The organism is Streptococcus infantis, assembly GCF_047460685.1.
Lineage (GTDB): Bacteria > Bacillota > Bacilli > Lactobacillales > Streptococcaceae > Streptococcus > Streptococcus infantis_AD.
The window spans coordinates 108,381-127,180 of the sequence record NZ_JASHFS010000003.1 but is presented as its reverse complement, the minus strand read 5'-3'; the positions used below and the strand labels follow the sequence as shown (position 1 = coordinate 127,180).

Genomic DNA, 18,800 nt, shown 5'->3' with positions numbered 1-18,800 from the left:
AAATCATTTTACCAAATAATCACACGGTCTTCTGGTGAGCGCCACATGCCGTCGCCTTCTTTGACATCATAGGTCGTAAAGAAGTCATCAAAGTTTGGCACTTGGATATTGACACGAAGTTTAGCTGGTGCGTGTACATCAACGCTAGCCATGAGTTTCATCAACTCTGGGCGGCCTTTCATACGCCAGATACGTGCAAAGTTATGGAAGAACTCTTCAGCTGAGAAATCTGGCTCTCTCTTAGCAGCTTCTAGCGCCGCAGCGATTCCTCCTAGGTCGGCAACGTTTTCGGATACAGTTAATTTCCCATTGATTTTTGCGCCGTAAGATTCTTGGCCATCAAACTGGTCGATAACCTTCTGTGTTTTTTCTTTAAAGGCTGCGTAGTCGCTCTCTGTCCACCAATCCTTGAGACTTCCATTTTCATCAAAGGAAGCTCCATTAGTATCAAAGGCGTGAGAAATTTCATGGGCAATAACCGCACCGATACCACCATAGTTAGCAGAAGATGACTGATGCAAGTCATAGAATGGTGCCTGTAAGATAGCAGCTGGGAAGACAATCAAGTTCTTTTGTGGATTGTAGTAGGCATTGACCATATGAGCAGGCATTCCCCATTCCTTGTAGTCAACCGGCTGATTCCACTTGCTCCAACTGTGCTTGATTTCCACACGCGCAAAGGCTAGGGCATTCTCAAAGAGGCTAGCAGATTCATCCACTACCTTGTCCTTATAGCGAGCTGGCAGTTCTTCTGGATAACCGATATAAGGCTTGATGACATTGAGTTTGACGATGGCTTTTTCTCGCGTTTCAGGAGTCAGCCAGTCATTTTTAGCCAAACGTTCCTTATAAACGTCGATCATGGTTGCTACTTTTTTCTCTACGTCTGCCTTGGCTTCTGGAGAGAATTTTTCATGCGCGTACCAGAGACCCAGAGCTTGTTTGAATGGTCCTTGAGCTAAGTGGTAAGCTGCCTTGCGTTTGTCTTGAGCCTCAGGGACTCCTGAAAGAGCTCGTCCGTAGGCACCTGACAAGATACGAATCTCATCTGTCAGATAACTAGTTGAAAGATTAACCACACTCAAGATCAAGCTTGCCTTGAGTAAAGGCCAAGCTTCCTCACTATAAAATTGCTCTGCTGCTTGCCAGAAACGTTCCTCATCTACGATAACCTTATCTGGAGTTTGTCCAATCACAGTTTGGAAGAAGTCATCGAGAGGTAGGGCAGGTGCAAACTTTTTGAAATCTTCATAAGAATAAGGATGGTAAAGTTTGGCATACTCTGAACTCTCTTCGTTTGAAAGTACGACAGCTGCGATACGGCGATCCAATTCCAATCGTTTCTCTAGCAAGTCTTCGATTTCTTTATCTGAGAAGTTATAGGCTTTGAGGAGATTAGAAGTACTTTCTTTCCAAAGGTTCAATAATTCCTCACGCTGAGGATGGTCTTCCGCATAGTAGGTTGTATCAGGCAAAATAGTTCCTGGTGCACTAGCCCAGAGAACATTGGTTCTAGCATCCATAAAATCTGGTGATACTCCAAATGGAAGGAGGTTTGGTTTACCAGCTAATTCAAATGCTGCTAGTTTACCTGCGAAATCCGCAAAACTTTCCAAATCTTGATATTCCTTCAGTAAAGGGAGGACTGGCTCGATTCCATCAGCTTCTCGCTTATCGAAATCTCTGACCATAGCATGGTACTTGACAAAGTTTGCTAGAATAGGATCTTCAGGTACATCTTCTCCAGCCAACCACTTATCAGTCGTCGTTAGCATCAACTCTTCAATTTCTTCGTCAAGGTCGATAAAACCACCTGTTCTCGATTTATCGGCTGGAATAACAGCAGTCTTTTCCCACTCACCATTTATAGCATCATAAAAATCATCTTGATAACGTGTCATCTTGTTCTCGCTTTCATTTTTCACTTATTCTTAGCTTAGCAAAAATCCCTGGGGAATGCAATTAAAAATACCGTCTTCTTCTGATTGTTTTCTAGTTAATATTTTAAATATTTACGAAAATTAACTTGACTTAATTTTTATTTTAATGTATATTAAAAGATAGGAGGAATACAACTGTATGATACGTATCGAAAACCTCAGTGTCTCCTACAAAGAAACGTTGGCACTAAAGGATATTTCACTAGTGCTCGAAGGACCAACGATTACCGGAATTATTGGTCCAAACGGCGCTGGGAAATCAACATTATTAAAAGGTATGCTGGGAATTATCCCACATGAAGGTCAGGCATTTCTCGATGACAAGGAAGTTAAAAAATCCTTACATCGAGTTGCCTATGTCGAGCAAAAAATTCATATTGACTACAACTTTCCCATCAAGGTCAAGGAATGCGTCTCGTTAGGACTATTTCCCTCTATTCCTCTCTTTCGAAGTTTAAATGCTAAACATTGGAAGAAAGTGCAAGAGGCCCTTGAAATCGTCGACCTAGCTGACTACGCTGAACGGCAAATCAGTCAACTGTCTGGAGGTCAATTCCAGCGGGTCTTGATTGCCAGATGTTTGGTGCAGGAAGCCGACTATATCCTCTTGGATGAACCCTTTGTTGGGATTGACTCAGTCAGTGAGGAAATCATCATGAATACGCTGAGAGATCTGAAAAAAGCTGGAAAGACGGTTCTCATCGTCCACCACGACCTCAGCAAGGTTCCCAACTACTTCGATCAAGTCTTGCTTGTCAATCGAGAAGTGATTGCTTTTGGTCCGACCAAAGAAGCCTTTACCCAAGCCAATCTCAAAGAAGCTTACGGTAATCGACTCTTTTTCAATGGAGGTGACCTATGATTGCAGAATTTATCGATGGATTACAAAAATTCCATTTCTTACAAAATGCCTTGATAACAGCTATTGTTATCGGGGTCGTAGCTGGAGCTGTAGGATGTTTCATCATTCTACGTGGGATGTCCCTCATGGGAGATGCCATTTCACATGCTGTCTTACCAGGTGTAGCCCTCTCCTTCATCTTGGGCATTGACTTCTTTATCGGAGCCATTGTCTTTGGACTGCTAGCTGCTATCATCATTACCTACATCAAGGGAAACTCGATTGTCAAAAGCGATACCGCCATCGGCATTACCTTTTCTTCTTTCTTAGCCCTCGGTATCATCTTGATTAGTGTCGCTAAAAGTTCAACTGACCTTTTCCATATCCTTTTTGGTAATATTCTTGCTGTTCAAGATACAGATATGTTTATTACTATGGGTGTAGGGGCAGCCATTCTCTTGTTAATCTGGATTTTCTTCAAGCAACTCTTGATAACGTCCTTTGATGAACTCTTGGCTAAAGCCATGGGAATGCCTGTCAATTTCTATCACTACTTACTCATGGTACTCCTAACTCTCGTGTCTGTGACAGCCATGCAAAGTGTCGGAACTATCCTGATTGTAGCCATGCTGATTACCCCAGCAGCAACTGCTTATCTCTATGCTAATAGCCTGAAAAGTATGATTTTCCTTTCCTCAACCTTTGGAGCTACAGCTTCAGTTTTGGGACTCTTTATCGGCTATAGCTTTAACGTTGCGGCAGGTTCTAGTATCGTGCTTACAGCTGCTAGTTTCTTTCTCATTAGCTTCTTTATCGCTCCAAAACAACGATATTTGAAACTGAAAAATAAACATTTGTTAAAATAAGGGGCAAAGCCCCAATAAATTGGAGGATCTAATGAAAAAATTAGGTACATTACTCGTTCTCTTTCTTTCCGTCATTGCTCTTGTAGCATGTGCTAGTGGAAAAAAAGATGCAGCTTCTGGTCAAAAACTAAAAGTTGTTGCCACAAACTCAATCATCGCTGATATTACTAAAAATATTGCTGGTGACAAGATTGATCTTCACAGTATCGTTCCTGTTGGTCAAGACCCACACGAATACGAACCACTACCTGAAGACGTCAAGAAAACTTCTCAAGCTGATTTGATTTTCTATAACGGTATCAACCTTGAAACAGGTGGCAATGCTTGGTTTACAAAATTGGTAGAAAATGCTAAGAAAACTGAAAACAAAGACTACTTTGCAGTCAGCGAAGGCGTTGATGTTATCTACCTTGAAGGTCAAAACGAAAAAGGAAAAGAAGACCCACACGCTTGGCTCAACCTTGAAAATGGGATCATCTTTGCTAAAAACATCGCAAAACAATTGAGCGCTAAAGACCCTAGCAACAAAGAATTTTACGAAAAAAATCTCAAAGAATATACTGATAAGCTAGACAAACTTGACAAGGAAGCTAAAGCTAAATTCGACAATATTCCTGCTGAGAAAAAACTCATCGTAACCAGCGAAGGATGCTTCAAATACTTCTCTAAAGCCTACGGTGTCCCAAGTGCCTATATCTGGGAAATCAATACTGAAGAAGAAGGAACTCCTGACCAAATCAAGACCTTGGTTGAAAAACTTCGCCAAACAAAAACTCCTTCCCTCTTTGTAGAATCAAGTGTGGATGACCGTCCAATGAAGACTGTTTCACAAGATACAAACATCCCAATCTACGCACAAATCTTTACTGACTCTATCGCAGAACAAGGTAAAGAAGGCGACAGCTACTACAACATGATGAAATACAACCTTGACAAGATTGCTGAAGGATTGGCAAAATAAGCCTCTGAAAAACGTCATTCTCACATGAGCTGGCGTTTTTTCTATGCCCATATTTTCAGTCAAATCATTGGAAAATTCTGACCGTTTCAGCTAAAATGAAATAAAAAAGATTGGAGTAGCTTATGACTACATTCCTTGGAAACCCTGTTACTTTTACGGGAAAACAACTACAAGTCGGCGACAAGGCGCTTGATTTTTCTCTCACTACAACAGATCTTTCTAAAAAATCTCTGGCTGATTTTGATGGAAAGAAAAAAGTCTTGAGTGTCGTTCCTTCTATCGATACAGGTATCTGCTCAACTCAAACACGACGTTTTAATGAAGAACTTGCTGGACTGGACAACACAGTCGTCTTGACTGTTTCTATGGACCTTCCTTTTGCTCAAAAACGTTGGTGCGGTGCTGAAGGTATTGAAAATGCCATCATGCTCTCAGACTATTTCGACCATTCCTTTGGACGTGATTACGCCCTCTTAATCAATGAATGGCACCTATTGGCACGCGCGGTCTTTGTTCTCGATACTGACAATATTATCCGTTATGTTGAGTATGTTGATAATATCAATTCCGAACCAAACTTTGAAGCAGCCATTGAAGCAGCAAAGTCGCTTGACTAAAAGAAAGCCCACTTATAACAAGGCAGAAAGCTAGAGAAATCTAGCTTTTTTTGGTATACTAGATGGAGATAATAAACAAGGAAATGCGAATGACACCAAATAAAGAAGATTACTTAAAATGTATTTATGAGATTGGCATGGAACTTCCTAAGATTACCAATAAGGAAATCGCTGCTCGGATGCAGGTATCACCTCCTGCGGTAACTGAGATGATCAAGCGCATGCAATCCGAAAATCTTATCCTAAAAGATCAGAAAAAGGGCTACTTACTAACGGATATTGGTTTAAAACTTGTATCTGACCTTTACCGAAAGCACAGACTCATTGAGGTTTTTCTGGTTCACCATCTTGATTATACCAGTAACCAGATTCATGACGAAGCTGAGGTATTAGAACATACGGTTTCAGACTTTTTTGTCGAGAGATTAGACAAAATGTTAGGCTTTCCAAAAACCTGTCCCCATGGAGGAACCATTCCTGCCAAGGGAGAGCTTTTAGTTGAGATCAATAACCTTCCTCTCTCTGATATCAAAGAAGCAGGAACCTATCTACTGACTCGGGTTCACGATAGTTTTGAACTTCTCCAATATTTGGAAAAACACAGTATCCATATTGGAGACAAACTCCAAGTCAAGCAGTTTGATGGCTTCTCTAATACCTTCACTCTGATTCACAAGAATGAAGAACTCCAAGTCAGCCTAGAAATTGCCAAGCAGCTCTATGTTGAAAAACTGAACTAATTTCTCAAGTCCCCTACCAACCCTGAAAGCTTTATTTTCAGGGTTTTATTTCTAGCATTTGATGTTACTCTCATTTTGTTGTAGAATGTTTGTAAAAAAAGAAAGATATTTTAACCTATGAAAAAATCACTAAAAATTTTTGCGACATCCAAATGGTTTGACCTCTTTGGGGTTGCTCTGGTCGTTGGAATTGCGATCGCATCTGGTTACCTCAACTCCCGTCTCGATAAATTCGTAGACTGGGGCTCATGGACTGCCCTTGTGCCCTTTGGATTGATTTCCGTAACCAACGTTGGGATTTCCATGTTGTCCACTCGTTTCACGGGAAAATTAAGCAAATGGGGAAATTACTTTGGCATTGTCAATACGATTTTGTCCGGCACCATTGACTATATCCTTGGAAATAAGGCGGCCATTATCACCTATCCTGTCACCTTCCTCATTTATACCTTTGCTATTAAGAAATGGGAAGCTTCGCAAGAAGGCAGACCCAACCAAATGAGCCAAAAACAGATAAAATTAGCTGCCATCATCATTTCAATCATCGCCTTCCTCTTTGCATTTATGACCAACTATATCGGCTATGGAGGAAAGATGAATCTCCTTGCCTACGTAACAACTATTTCCTTTGCACTCTCCCTCATTGCCAATGCTTTGAATGCATTGAAACTGACAACTCAGTGGGGATTTTGGTTGATTTACAATTTCGTTCAGCTGACAAAGGCTGGCATTCAAGGAAACTTTGCCAATATCGGAAAATACATCTTTTATATCCTCAATGCAATCGGAGCTTTATTTGTCTGGAATGATGAAGAAGTGGAAAAATAGAAGGAAACTCAAATAAAGAAAGCAAGCCGACTTAATAGAATTTCCTTACTAAAATTTTTTATCATTTTACTTGTAACTCCCATTCTTTTGGAGTAGAATGAAGCTAGATAAAAGAGGGAGGTCATCTTATGAAAAATCTCTTTAGAATCCATTTTACAGCCATCGTAGTCAGCGATTTGCTACTGTTGGTAACTTTCAGACCTCGATACGAACTTTCTTTGGAGAGAGGCCTGATTTTTTGCTTCATTTTCATCCTTGCTCAAGGACTACTGCTATTTCGCTTGGTCAATCGACTCAAAAAACATTTCTCTGAGATTTATCCTCAGATGAACAAAAAAATTCGCCTTTACTACTTAAAGATTCTCTCCACTGACCTACTATTATTTGTCTTTTTAGCCATCACTGGCCCTCAACATTTTTACTCTCTTACTCCAGTCTTTACTTCCTGTCATTCTACTTTTTATTATATAACGGCTAGCCACCTAAGAGAAAACTATCCAGACTTTTATGACAAACATATCTCTTTGTGGGAGTGTCTCTAAGGAAAAAAAGGTTTTATCATGAAAAAAATCATCTACATCAAAACCATTCAACTCCTCATCATCGATGGAATCATGCTGGCATTTTTGACATTTAAAGAGGGGCTCACTTGGGATTGGATTTTGATTTACAGTGGTTGGCTCATCTTCTTTCACCCTGTGTTGTTTACCTATCTTTCCAACCAGCTTTGTGACCACTTTAGTCAACTCTATTCCCCCAGATTAGACCGAGATTCTGGCGTTTTGCCTTACAAATCCTCCTATGGGATAACCTGATAATTCTCTCCTTGCTGTTTTTAAGTGGTATCCCACTTTTCCTTCAGGGAAGTCTCCTCATCCTAGGATATCTCATCCCTTCCTATCGCACCTGCCAAAGCCTGAAAAGAGACTTCCCCCAAGCCTATCAAGAACCCATTTCATTTTGGAATACTTTGTGATAGATAAGAAAAACCAAGCCCGCGGGCTTGGTTTTTCTTATCTATTTTTGGTGTCAAGGATGATGGTTACTGGGCCATCATTGACCAGTTCCACCTGCATATCTGCTCCAAAGACTCCTGTCTCAACAGGAACTTCCTTGGCTAGTTCTTGGTTAAATTCTTGATAGAAAGCTTCCGCCATATCCGGTTTAGCAGCGCCTGTAAAGGCTGGACGATTTCCCTTTTTGGTATCTGCAAACAAAGTAAACTGAGAGATGGAGAGGATTTGGCCTTGGATATCCTTAACCGATAAGTTCATCTTGCCTTCAGCATCTGAGAAAATTCGCATATTGACAAGCTTTCTGACTGCATACTCCAAATCTTCTTTTTGATCCTCAGGTCCAATACCTACTAAGAGTAAGAGCCCCTGCTGGATTTTCCCATATACTTGACCCTCAATAGAAACTTGTGCTTTCTTGACACGCTGAACGATAATTTTCATAGCAATCCTTTCTGATGATATCAAGCCAACTTAACCATTGGTACGTTTAACCGAGTAGACTTCTGGTACACTCTTAATCTTATCAACCACGGTGGTCAGCATTGAAAGGTTTGAAATTCCAAAGGAAACATGGATATTAGCAAATTTCATATCCTTGGTTGGTTGGGCATTAACGGTTGAAATATTCTTAGTTGTATTTGATAAGACTTGCAAGATATCATTCAATAGACCAGAACGGTTGAGCCCGTAGATATCGATGTGAGCCATATACTCCTTGCTTGAGAATTGGTCTTCCCATTCAACATCGAGTAGACGTTGCTCATAGTTTTCCTGTGAACGAAGATTCATACAGTCTACACGGTGGATGGCAACTCCGCGTCCTTTGGTAATATAGCCGACGATATCATCACCTGGAACAGGGTTACAACATTTAGCAATCCGGATCAGGAGCCCAGAAGCACCTTGGATGACTACTCCACCCTCATGCTTAACCTTAAGCGTGTCCTTGTTCTCCACCTTGACTTCGCCACCCTTGACCAGTTCTTCTGCTTCTGCCTTAGCTTTGGCCCGCTCTTCTTCACGACGTTCCTTCTCAGTCAAACGGTTAAAGACAGTGATGGCTCCGATTTCTCCAAAACCAATCGCCGCAAATAGCGCTTCTTCTGTCTTGTAGCTGGTTTTTTGAAGGACTTCATCCATGTGGCGTTTGTCCATAAATTTATTGGCCACATAGCCGTTTTCTTGGAGCTGACTAATCAGCAATTCACGACCTTTATTGATGGACAATTCTTTATCTTGGTTTTTAAAGAACTGACGAATTTTGTTACGAGCCTTGCTGGTCTTGACCATATTGAGCCAGTCACGGCTTGGTCCAAATGAATTTGGATTAGTGATGATTTCAACCTGGTCACCCGTTTTTAACTTGGTCGTCAATGGAACCATACGGCCATTAACCTTGGCACCAGTCGCTTTTTCCCCAATCTTTGTATGAATTTCATAAGCAAAGTCAATCGGACCTGAATCTTTTGGAAGTGAACGAACCGCCCCATCTGGAGTAAAGACATAAATCTCCTCAGCCAGATAGTTTTCCTTGACAGTATCCACAAATTCCTTGGCATCATCTGCTTGATCTTGGAGCTCCATCATCTCCTTGATCCAGTTCATTCCAATAGCAGATTCCTTACTATTAACCTGACCCTTGATTCCTTTTTTGTAAGCCCAGTGAGCCGCAACCCCGTACTCAGCAACCTCGTGCATCTCCTTAGTACGAATCTGGAATTCAATAGGTCCCTTTGGTCCATAAACAGTCGTATGGATAGACTGGTAACCATTGGCCTTACGATTGGCAATATAGTCTTTAAAACGTCCCGGCATTGGTTTCCAAAGCTCATGAACGTAGCCCAACATCGCATAGACATCACTCTGAGTGTCTAGAATACAACGAATGGCAATCAAGTCATAGATCTCTTCAAAGCGTTTTTTCTTGTCCTGCATCTTGCGATAGATAGAGTAGATATGCTTTGGACGACCGTAGATTTTTCCTGTAAGATGGCGCTCAGATGAGTATTCCTCGAGTTTCGTCACAACTTCATCGACCAAGGCTTCACGCTCTTGACGTTTTTCCTTCATCATGTGACTAATCTTGTAAAATTCAGTTGGATTGAGATAGCGGAAAGAGAGATCTTCCAGTTCCCATTTCACACTTGAAATCCCCAAACGATGAGCAAGCGGTGCATAGATTTCCATTGTTTCTCTGGAAATACGCTCCTGCTTGTCCTTACGAAGGTGCTTAAGAGTTCGCATATTGTGCAGACGGTCAGAAAGTTTGACCAAGATAACACGGATATCCTCTGACATAGCCATGAGCATCTTGCGATGATTTTCAGCCAGCTGCTCCTCGATAGACTTATACTCAACCTTACCAAGCTTTGTAACACCGTCAACAATCACTCGAACATCATGGCCAAACTCACGCTCTAAGTCATCCAAGGTAGCTTCTGTGTCTTCTACCACGTCATGCAAAAAACCACAGGCAACAGTGACAGCATCTAGCTTGAGTTTAGCCAAAATACCTGCTACCTGAATAGGGTGGATAATGTAAGGCTCGCCTGATTTACGATACTGGCCACTATGGCATTCTACAGCGTAAACCAAGGCCTTGTGTACAAAAGCCACATCTTCTTTCGATAAATATTTTTGCGTTAAAGCGACGACTTCATCGCCTGAATAAATTACTTCTTTCGGCATGCATACTCTCCAATTCTTCCTACCATTTTAACACTTTTTTGAGGATATGAAAACTAGTAAAGCCCATTCTAGATTAGAATCACTTACTGATTATTCTAAAAAGAAAAAAGTACAATTTTCAGATAAATGTTCACATTTTCCTGCATTTTTGTTATGTATGACAAATAAAACTTCCATTTTCAAATTTTCCCTGCTTCTTTGTTTAAAATCTATAAAATAATATTCGTAACTAACTTGATACCTAGCCTGTGATTTTGTATAATCAAGTGAAACTATTTTTTAGGAGAATGTTATGACATCATTTCGCAAACCAGCCGCCCTTTTAGGGCTTACTGCCGCTGTCTTTGCAGTATCTACTGCACAGGCTGATGAGACCAGCACAAATTTAGATGCTAGTATCAAACCTAGTTCAGCAACAAGTCCAGCTGAAAAACCAGTCACTAGTAAAGCAAGTGACACACTAGCTGATTCTGAAAAAGAAGGGACTATTGAAAAAGGGACTACAGAAGTTGCCCTAGCACCAACTGCTGAAGCTAAAGCTTCAAACGAAGGAAGTCTCGCAGAAGATGAAGCCAACCAACCTGTCGAAGGGCAAGAAGTTGATGTCCGTATCCTTGCAACTACCGACCTGCATACAAATCTAGTCAACTATGACTACTATCAAGACAAACCTGTTGAAAATGTCGGTCTTGCAAAAACAGCAATCCTCATCGAAGAAGCTAAAAAGGAAAATAGCAATACTATCCTCGTTGACAATGGGGATACCATCCAAGGAACACCTCTTGGAACCTACAAGGCTATCGTCAATCCAGTTAAAGAAGGCGAACAACACCCTATGTATACAGCACTTCAAAAGCTTGGTTTTGAAGTGGGGACACTCGGAAATCACGAGTTTAACTATGGATTAGACTATCTTAAACGTGTCATCGAAACCGCTGGTATGCCTATTGTCAATGCCAATGTTGTCGATCCTAAAACAGGTGCTTACATCTACGATCCTTACAAAATTATCACCAAAACTTTTGTAGATAAAACTGGTCACAAAACGACTGTCAAAATTGGGGTTACAGGAATTGTCCCTCCTCAAATTCTTAGCTGGGATAAAGCTAACCTTGAAGGTAAGGTTTTGGTTAATGATTCAGTAGAAGCTATCAAAAATATTATTCCTGAAATGCGTAAAGCAGGTGCAGATATCACTCTCGTTCTATCTCACTCAGGTATTGGAGATGACAAGTACGAAAAAGGTGAGGAAAACGAGGGCTACCAAATTGCTAGCCTACCTGGTGTTGATGCCGTAGTCACAGGTCACTCACATGCCGAGTTTCCTAGTGGAAACGGAACAGGTTTTTATGAAAAATATCCTGGTGTTGATGGTATCAACGGTAAAATCAATGGCACTCCTGTCACCATGGCTGGAAAATACGGTGATCATCTAGGTATTATTGACCTCAATCTTGTATATAAAAATGGAAAATGGTCAGTTGTCAACAGCAAAGGATCTATCCGTAAAATTTATACAAAATCCAAGGAAGCCGACGAACGCATCAAAGAAATTGCTAAAGAATCTCATGAAGGAACTGTCAAATATGTCCGCCAGCAAGTCGGAACAACAAGTGCCCCGATTACTAGCTACTTTGCCCTTGTAAAAGATGATCCATCAGTTCAAATCGTCAACAACGCTCAAATTTGGTATGCTAAGAGAGAACTAGCAGGAACTCCTGAAGGTAGCCTCCCAATCCTTTCTGCTGCTGCTCCATTTAAAGCTGGTACCCGTGGTGATGCAACTGCCTACACAGACATCCCAGCAGGTCCAATTGCGATCAAAAACGTAGCAGATCTCTACCTCTACGACAATGTTACAGCTATTCTCAAAATTACTGGAGCCCAATTAAAAGAATGGTTGGAAATGTCTGCAGGCCAGTTCAACACTATTGATCCGAGTAAAAAAGAAGCTCAGCAGCTCATCAACTCTAGCTATCGTACCTATAACTTTGACGTCATCGATGGTGTAACTTACGAGTATGATGTAACACAACCGAACAAATATGACCGAGAAGGCAAGTTACTTCATCCAGATGCTAATCGTGTTCGCAATCTTAAATACCAAGGCAAAGATGTTCGTCCAGAGCAAGAATTTATCGTTGTAACCAACAACTATCGCGCAAATGGTCAATTCCCTGGTGTTCGTGATGCTAGCCTCAACCGTCTACTTGGACTTGAAAATCGTCAAGCAATTATTAACTATATCCTTGAAGAAAAAAATATCAACCCAAGTGCAGATAAAAATTGGCGCTTCACTGATAGCATTAAAGGATTAGATATCCGTTTCTTGACAGCTGATAAGGCTAAAAATTTGCTAGGCACAGATGGCGATGTTCAATATCTCGCAAGTTCAGAGCAAGAAGGTTTTGGTGAATACCGACTTCTCTATGTAGAGCCAAAAGTAGATCCTACAACACCAGACCAACAAGATTCTGGCAATCAGAGCCTTAATGGACGAAATGAGACTATTACTCTTTCAAATGGTGGTCAAACTATCACACTACCAACAACTACTAAAGCAGCTACTACTAGTTTGCCAAATACCGGAGAAGAAACATCCATCCTTACACTACTAGGAATCGTCCTAGCAGGATTCGGACTTTCTCTTAAAAGCAAGAAAAAACAAGGCTAATTAAGTCAAAAGAAGTAAGATGATGTTCATCCTACTTCTTTTATTATGGTTACAAGAAAGGCACTGCAAATTCAACAGTGCCTATTTTTATTTCTATATCTTAGTAAACTGTTCTTTCAGTTTCTACGTCGAAGAAGTGAGCTTTGTTCAAGTCAAATCCAAGTTCAACTGTTGCACCAGCTTGCAAGTAGTCACGAGCGTCAACTTTTGCAACGAACTCATCTTTACCAACTTGGCAGTATAGGTGAGATTCTGAACCAAGCAATTCTGATACAGAGATCGTTGCTTTCACAACTGATTCTGGGAATGTTTCAAGGAAAGCAGGTTCTGCATTTACGTCTTCTGGACGGATACCGAAGATCAATTCTTTACCTTCGTAACCTTTTTCACGAAGAACTTTCAAAGCACCTTCTGGAACTTTCAAAGTAAATCCGTCAGCAACAATGCGGTCACCGTTCAATTTAACGTTGATGAAGTTCATAGCTGGGCTTCCGATAAATCCTGCTACGAATTTGTTAACTGGGTTTTTGTAAACTTCTTGAGGAGTACCGATTTGTTCAACACGTCCGATAGTACCTGTTCCAGCAGGGTTCTTAGTAGCTGACATGATAACGATACGGTCTGCAAGTGTCATAGCTTCAGTTTGGTCGTGAGTTACGTAGATAGTTGTAGCTCCGATACGACGGTGGATTTTGGCAATTTCAGCACGCATTGATACACGAAGTTTTGCATCCAAGTTTGACAAAGGCTCGTCCATCAAGAATACTTTTGCGTCACGGACGATCGCACGACCCATGGCAACACGTTGACGTTGACCACCAGAAAGGTCAGCAGGTTTGCGTTCCAAGAATTCTTTCAATCCAAGGATTTCAGCTGCTTCTTGTACACGTTTGTCGATGTCTTCCTTGCTGTATTTACGCAATTTCAAACCGAAAGCCATGTTATCGTATACAGTCATGTGTGGGTAAAGAGCGTAGTTTTGGAATACCATGGCGATGTCACGATCTTTTGGAGCTACGTCGTTGACAACCACTCCATCGATAGATGCAGTACCTTCTGTGATGTCTTCAAGACCAGCAATCATACGAAGGGTAGTTGATTTACCACATCCTGAAGGTCCTACGAAAACGATAAACTCTTTGTCTTTGATGTTCAAGTTGAAGTCTTCAACTGAATAGTGTTCGCTGTTTGGATATTTTTTGTAAATATTTTTAAGATTTAATTCTACCATTGTGGAGAACTCCTTTTGTCATTTGATAGTTTTATTATAGATGAAAACGTTTTACTTTTCTATGGCAAGATGACCAAAAAAATAAAAAAGTTCTGTGCAACTTGCACAAAACTTTATAAGATATCTGGTAATATCAGTTGATAACAGAGGGTCAAATCTGTCAAATCTTTTAATTCTAAGCCTGTTAGTTCTGCCCATTTATCAATCTTGTATTGGAGAGAATTACGGTGCAAATACAACTGCTGGGCTGTTTTTGTCAAGACTGCACTGTTTTCCCACAGTGAAAGGACGATTTCCTGAATCTGATCTTGATCTAGAATTTGCTGACGGAGATAGTCCTTGATAAGTCTAAGATCAACCTGTCTTTCTCCCAAACTCCAAAGATAAAGTTGAGAAAAAGTATGAACTCCTTGATGACCTTGACACCACCAAGTCTTAAAGAGCTCACGCTCTGCCTTAATCAAGTCCGCTAAATTTTGCTGGGCATTCTGAGCCCAGACCTGTCCCAGCATGATCGATAGACGAACGCCAAAGTCATATTCTACAGCTTCGAGAGTATCTGATAGGATAGAACGAACTGACGAGTACTTGTCCTGTTGAAGAACAAAAATGTAATCTTGGGATCCCACCTGAATCATAGTCAGGAAGTTTGGAAAAAGGGTTCGCATCATATCTAGCCAAGAAGATAGATTTTCTTGTTGGAAATAGGATAGGTGGCAATAAACAAGTTGCAACTTTTTAAAGTTTTGCGGTGCCTGTCCCTTAGCTTCGATCAGATAGCTATACCAGGGATTGAGTGAGATCGTTTGTTCCTGCTGAGTTAAGAGGGCCACCAACTGTTTCTCACGTTCACTTAGTCCAACTTCCTCCAGTAAAATCCACTGTTGCGAGGAAACTGGTAGCGTAAGAAAACCTTCCTTATCAATTGGCTGATCTAAGATTTTACCATCAGGAAACCAATCCAGTAGTTCTTTTGCAATCATTCCTAGCCCTCCACTTTTTGGATGCACCAAGAAATCAAGGTTTCGAGGCGTTCCACATTTTCAGTCATATGAAGATAGCCCATGACCGCTTCAAAACCAGTAGACATACGATAGGTTACCACATCTGCATTCTTAGCCTTGGTATGGCTGTTGGTGTTGCGACCCCGTTTATAGATTTCTTCTTCTTTTTCCGTTAAGACTTCTTCTTCCAGCATGAGGGAAATCAAGTGTGCCTGAGCCTTGGCCGACACATACTTGGTTGCCTCTTGGTGAAGTTTATTGGGCTTGGTCATGCCTTTGAGAATGAGATGGCGACGAATATACATAGAATAAACTGCATCTCCTTCAAAAGCTAGCGCAATCCCGTTAATGAGATTGACATCAATCACGTGTCCACCTCACTCCATCCTTGGTATCAAGTAGCTTAATCCCTTGTGCAGCTAGTTGGTCACGGATTTGATCCGCTGTCGCAAAGTCTTTATTTGCACGTGCTTCTTGGCGTTTTTGAATCAAGGCTTCAATCTCTTCATCCAAAACTTCTTCGACAAATACCACTCCAAAGACTTCTAACATAGCTGCAAGAGTTTCCTTGACAGCTGCATCATAGTTTCCCGAGTTGATCCATTTAGCCATTTCAAAGACAACTGTGATTCCATTAGCTGTATTGAAATCCTCATCCATAGCCGCTATAAACTTATCTTTAAATGCCTGTAACTCCTGAGCATCTACAGTTCCAGTAAATGGTTGTTCATAGGTGTTCTTCAAATACTTGAGATTAGTCTCCGCATCACGCACTGCTTTTTCCGTAAAATTGATAGGCTTACGGTAGTGCTGAGTCGCAAAGAAGAAACGCAATACTTGACCGTTGATAGTTTTGAGAGCATCGTGTACCGTAATGAAGTTTCCCAAAGACTTAGACATCTTGACATTGTCGATATTGACAAAGCCATTGTGCATCCAGTAGTTGGCAAAGGTCTTGCCTGTTTTAGCTTCAGACTGGGCAATTTCGTTAGTATGGTGAGGAAACTCAAGGTCAGCTCCACCACCGTGAATATCGATAGTATCACCCAAAATCTCCGTTGACATGACCGAACACTCGATATGCCAGCCTGGACGACCAGGTCCCCAAGGACTGTCCCAAGAAATCTCACCTGGTTTGGCAGATTTCCAGAGGGCAAAGTCTACAGGATTTTCCTTGCGAGCAGTTTCTTCATCTGTACGACCTGAAGCCCCGAGCTCCAAGTCTTCCAAGGTTTTATTGGCCAACTTAGCATAGTTGTGGGATTTTTCTACACGGAAATAGACATCCCCTTGACTCTCATAGGCATAGCACTTTTCAATCAAGTCTTCTACAAAACGAATAATATCATCCATAAACTCGACTACACGAGGATGACGAGTTGCAGGTTTCACCCCCAAAGCCGTCACATCCTCACGAAAGGCAGCAATGTACTTGTCCGCTACTTCCTGAGGTGTGATGCCTTCTTCCTTGGCACGGTTGATAATCTTATCATCCACATCAGTGAAGTTGGAAATGTAGGCTACTTCATAGCCACGATATTCAAAATAGCGACGAATGGTATCGAAGGCTACTGTTGAGCGGGCATTCCCCACGTGGATATAGTTATAAACTGTCGGCCCACAGACATACATGCGAACCTTGCCCTCTTCAATGGGCACAAATTCTCGCAAATTACGAGACATAGTGTCATAGATTTTAATCATAAAATAATAGTCAGGAAAGCTAAAATTCATAAACAGATATTTTCATAACTAATCTGTTCAACTAAATTTTAGTCCGATTACCTGTCACAAATCGGATTTCCTTGCTCCTTTCTAAACATAAAAGAAGAATACAGTAAAAAGATGAAGGGAGTCACTACGGAAGTTTTATTGCTATGTTTTCCGTTAGGCTCCCTTTCTTGTTTCGAATTTATCGTAAAGACTAGTCTAAACTAACTCTTGAGCAATGACTAGGGCAATCTCAAAGAAAGTTATAGAATCCGCTTTTCTATCCTCGCGTCTAGCATCCCATTCGTGATTGTGATGGTCGACATAGTCAGCTGTGTAGAAAAATTGATAGACATTGGCTTGTCGATATTGGGCCCAGGCCATGATAGCTGAAGCTTCCATATCTACAACTCTAGCTCCTGCTGCTAGTCTTCGTTTGACCTTAGCAGCTGTCTCACGATAGAAGGCATCTGTGGTCCAAGACTTTGTTCGAATATGCTCAATACCAGCTTTATCCAAGGCTTTTTCCATAGTTAAGAGTAGAGATCGCTCATAAGCTATTTCATCACTTGCTGGAGCATAGTGATAACTAGTACCTTCATCACGTAAAGCCGAGCTTGGTAGGATAATCTTATCTGCTTGAATAGACTGGTCCAGAACTCCGCAAGATCCCAAAACAATAAAGTTCTTAAATCCTCTTGCTTTGAGTTCTTCCAAGAGTCCAACAACCATTGGAGCTCCAATCGTAGCCATAGCAACTGCTACCTTACTCCCATCTTTTTCATAGATATACCAGGGCAGTTTGCCATTTAGATTGGTAAGATAGCCACCTTCGTAGACACCATCTATCTGCTTTACACGTTCAAGGATTTCTCCATTAAAAGACAAGATAATGGTATCACAGATTTCTCCACCACTAAGAAGGCTTCGATCAGTTGGCTCGATAACAGCAGGTACATTTTCAAATTCTTCTAATAGCATTTATTACTCTTTCGCATTCAGATAAACCACTTGGGTTTGTTTGACAAAGCCAATCTTTTCAAACGGACGAAATCAAATGTTAAAGCTCAGACGATCTATGACTGGCATCTCTCGCTTGCTCGAGTTTATTGACGTAATACTCTCGTTTTTCTTCGACTTCGTGAATGGTTGGTTCATCCTTTTGACCATGCACTCGGACAATCTTAGCAGGAATACCGACAACCGTTACATCGCTAGGAACATCTGCCACAACGACCGCAGCGGCACCGACTTTGGCATTTTCACCGATTTCTACAGGCCCGATAACTTGGGCATGTGCAGATATGAGAGCTCCCTTACGCACGGTCGGATGGCGTTTGCCACAATCCTTCCCAGTCCCACCAAGAGTAACCCCATGGTAGAGAAGAACTCCTTTTTCAACGATAGCTGTCTCCCCAATCACAAGTCCTGCCCCATGGTCAATAAAGACACCAGATTCTATCTGAGCTCCGGGGTGAATCTCAATCTGAGTCCAAAAACGCCAAAACTGGCTGTGCATGCGAGCTAAAAGCTTGAAACCGTGCTTCCAGAGAAAATGGGAGAGACGGTGGGCAGCCAAGGCCTTGACACCAGGATAGGTCAGCAAGACTTCCAAGGTAGTGCGAGCCGCTGGATCATTTTCTTTTACGATATCAATGGTTTCACGCCACCATCCCATACAATT

General features: G+C 41.4%; 18 protein-coding genes and 1 pseudogene. 9 read left to right on the top strand and 10 right to left on the bottom strand.

All coding sequences use genetic code 11. The features are described from left to right. Positions 1 to 8: 8 nt before the first annotated feature. Positions 9 to 1,901, bottom strand: coding sequence for a M13 family metallopeptidase (locus tag QM917_RS02215; protein WP_414284621.1), 1,893 nt, complete (start codon positions 1,899 to 1,901; stop codon positions 9 to 11). 178 nt (positions 1,902 to 2,079) lie between these two features. Here QM917_RS02215 and QM917_RS02210 point away from each other — a divergent pair, with 178 nt between their 5' ends. From QM917_RS02210 to QM917_RS02180, 7 genes are all read left to right on the top strand, one after another. Continuing rightward, positions 2,080 to 2,802, top strand: coding sequence for a metal ABC transporter ATP-binding protein (locus QM917_RS02210; protein ID WP_414284619.1), 723 nt, complete (start codon positions 2,080 to 2,082; stop codon positions 2,800 to 2,802). Next, positions 2,799 to 3,647, top strand: coding sequence for a metal ABC transporter permease (locus QM917_RS02205; RefSeq protein ID WP_006148893.1), 849 nt, complete (start codon positions 2,799 to 2,801; stop codon positions 3,645 to 3,647). Before QM917_RS02210 ends, QM917_RS02205 begins: the two co-directional genes overlap by 4 nt. Positions 3,648 to 3,678: 31 nt before the next feature. Further along, positions 3,679 to 4,608 (top strand): metal ABC transporter substrate-binding lipoprotein/adhesin PsaA, encoded by a 930-nt coding sequence (gene psaA, locus QM917_RS02200; protein ID WP_414284617.1) that lies wholly within the window; start codon positions 3,679 to 3,681, stop codon positions 4,606 to 4,608. 122 nt (positions 4,609 to 4,730) lie between these two features. Continuing rightward, entirely contained in the window at positions 4,731 to 5,225 is a 495-nt protein-coding gene (gene tpx, locus QM917_RS02195) for a thiol peroxidase (protein WP_281334650.1), read from the top strand. 89 nt (positions 5,226 to 5,314) lie between these two features. After that, positions 5,315 to 5,965, top strand: coding sequence for a metal-dependent transcriptional regulator (locus QM917_RS02190; RefSeq protein ID WP_414284615.1), 651 nt, complete (start codon positions 5,315 to 5,317; stop codon positions 5,963 to 5,965). A gap of 117 nt (positions 5,966 to 6,082) precedes the next feature. Next, positions 6,083 to 6,793: a nicotinamide mononucleotide transporter gene (locus QM917_RS02185; protein ID WP_414276326.1), complete on the top strand. Its 711-nt coding sequence runs from the start codon at positions 6,083 to 6,085 to the stop codon at positions 6,791 to 6,793. A gap of 128 nt (positions 6,794 to 6,921) precedes the next feature. Further along, the gene (locus QM917_RS02180; protein ID WP_228113874.1) at positions 6,922 to 7,335 is read left to right on the top strand and encodes a hypothetical protein; all 414 of its coding nucleotides are present in this window, start codon (positions 6,922 to 6,924) and stop codon (positions 7,333 to 7,335) included. Here QM917_RS02180 and QM917_RS02175 read toward each other — a convergent pair. Continuing rightward, positions 7,276 to 7,539 (bottom strand): hypothetical protein, encoded by a 264-nt coding sequence (locus QM917_RS02175; protein ID WP_414284648.1) that lies wholly within the window; start codon positions 7,537 to 7,539, stop codon positions 7,276 to 7,278. The genes QM917_RS02180 and QM917_RS02175 overlap by 60 nt on opposite strands. On the opposite strand from QM917_RS02175, the pseudogene QM917_RS02170 reads away from it, so the two are divergent. Further along, positions 7,420 to 7,769, top strand: a pseudogene (locus QM917_RS02170) (hypothetical protein). The gene QM917_RS02175 and the pseudogene QM917_RS02170 overlap by 120 nt on opposite strands. A 37-nt stretch (positions 7,770 to 7,806) precedes the next feature. On the opposite strand, the gene dtd reads toward QM917_RS02170, so the two are convergent. Both dtd and QM917_RS02160 read right to left on the bottom strand, forming a co-directional pair. Continuing rightward, positions 7,807 to 8,250: a D-aminoacyl-tRNA deacylase gene (dtd, locus tag QM917_RS02165; protein WP_414284613.1), complete on the bottom strand. Its 444-nt coding sequence runs from the start codon at positions 8,248 to 8,250 to the stop codon at positions 7,807 to 7,809. Between the two features lie 30 nt (positions 8,251 to 8,280). Then, the gene (locus tag QM917_RS02160; RefSeq protein WP_049503998.1) at positions 8,281 to 10,497 is read right to left on the bottom strand and encodes a RelA/SpoT family protein; all 2,217 of its coding nucleotides are present in this window, start codon (positions 10,495 to 10,497) and stop codon (positions 8,281 to 8,283) included. 292 nt (positions 10,498 to 10,789) lie between these two features. Here QM917_RS02160 and QM917_RS02155 point away from each other — a divergent pair, with 292 nt between their 5' ends. Then, the gene (locus QM917_RS02155; protein ID WP_153225440.1) at positions 10,790 to 13,171 is read left to right on the top strand and encodes a bifunctional 2',3'-cyclic-nucleotide 2'-phosphodiesterase/3'-nucleotidase; all 2,382 of its coding nucleotides are present in this window, start codon (positions 10,790 to 10,792) and stop codon (positions 13,169 to 13,171) included. A 100-nt stretch (positions 13,172 to 13,271) separates the two neighbouring features. Here the strand turns inward: QM917_RS02155 and QM917_RS02150 are convergent, their stop codons facing one another. The 6 genes from QM917_RS02150 to cysE all read right to left on the bottom strand — a co-directional run bounded on the left by QM917_RS02150 (position 13,272) and on the right by cysE (position 18,794). Next, on the bottom strand, positions 13,272 to 14,402 hold the full coding sequence (locus tag QM917_RS02150; protein ID WP_248035955.1) for an ABC transporter ATP-binding protein: 1,131 nt from the start codon (positions 14,400 to 14,402) through the stop codon (positions 13,272 to 13,274). 113 nt (positions 14,403 to 14,515) lie between these two features. After that, on the bottom strand, positions 14,516 to 15,385 hold the full coding sequence (locus QM917_RS02145) for a helix-turn-helix domain-containing protein (protein WP_414284611.1): 870 nt from the start codon (positions 15,383 to 15,385) through the stop codon (positions 14,516 to 14,518). Positions 15,386 to 15,387: 2 nt separating this feature from the next. Continuing rightward, positions 15,388 to 15,774: a Mini-ribonuclease 3 gene (locus tag QM917_RS02140; protein ID WP_045763483.1), complete on the bottom strand. Its 387-nt coding sequence runs from the start codon at positions 15,772 to 15,774 to the stop codon at positions 15,388 to 15,390. Further along, a complete protein-coding gene (gene cysS, locus QM917_RS02135) occupies positions 15,767 to 17,110 on the bottom strand; it encodes a cysteine--tRNA ligase (protein ID WP_281334703.1) in 1,344 nt (447 codons plus the stop codon). The genes QM917_RS02140 and cysS overlap by 8 nt, the downstream gene beginning before the upstream one ends. Positions 17,111 to 17,335: 225 nt before the next feature. Then, complete coding sequence (locus tag QM917_RS02130; RefSeq protein WP_414284609.1) at positions 17,336 to 18,097, bottom strand: nucleoside phosphorylase; 762 nt, start codon at positions 18,095 to 18,097, stop codon at positions 17,336 to 17,338. 79 nt (positions 18,098 to 18,176) lie between these two features. Next, positions 18,177 to 18,794, bottom strand: coding sequence for a serine O-acetyltransferase (gene cysE / locus QM917_RS02125; RefSeq protein WP_414284608.1), 618 nt, complete (start codon positions 18,792 to 18,794; stop codon positions 18,177 to 18,179). Positions 18,795 to 18,800: the final 6 nt, after the last annotated feature.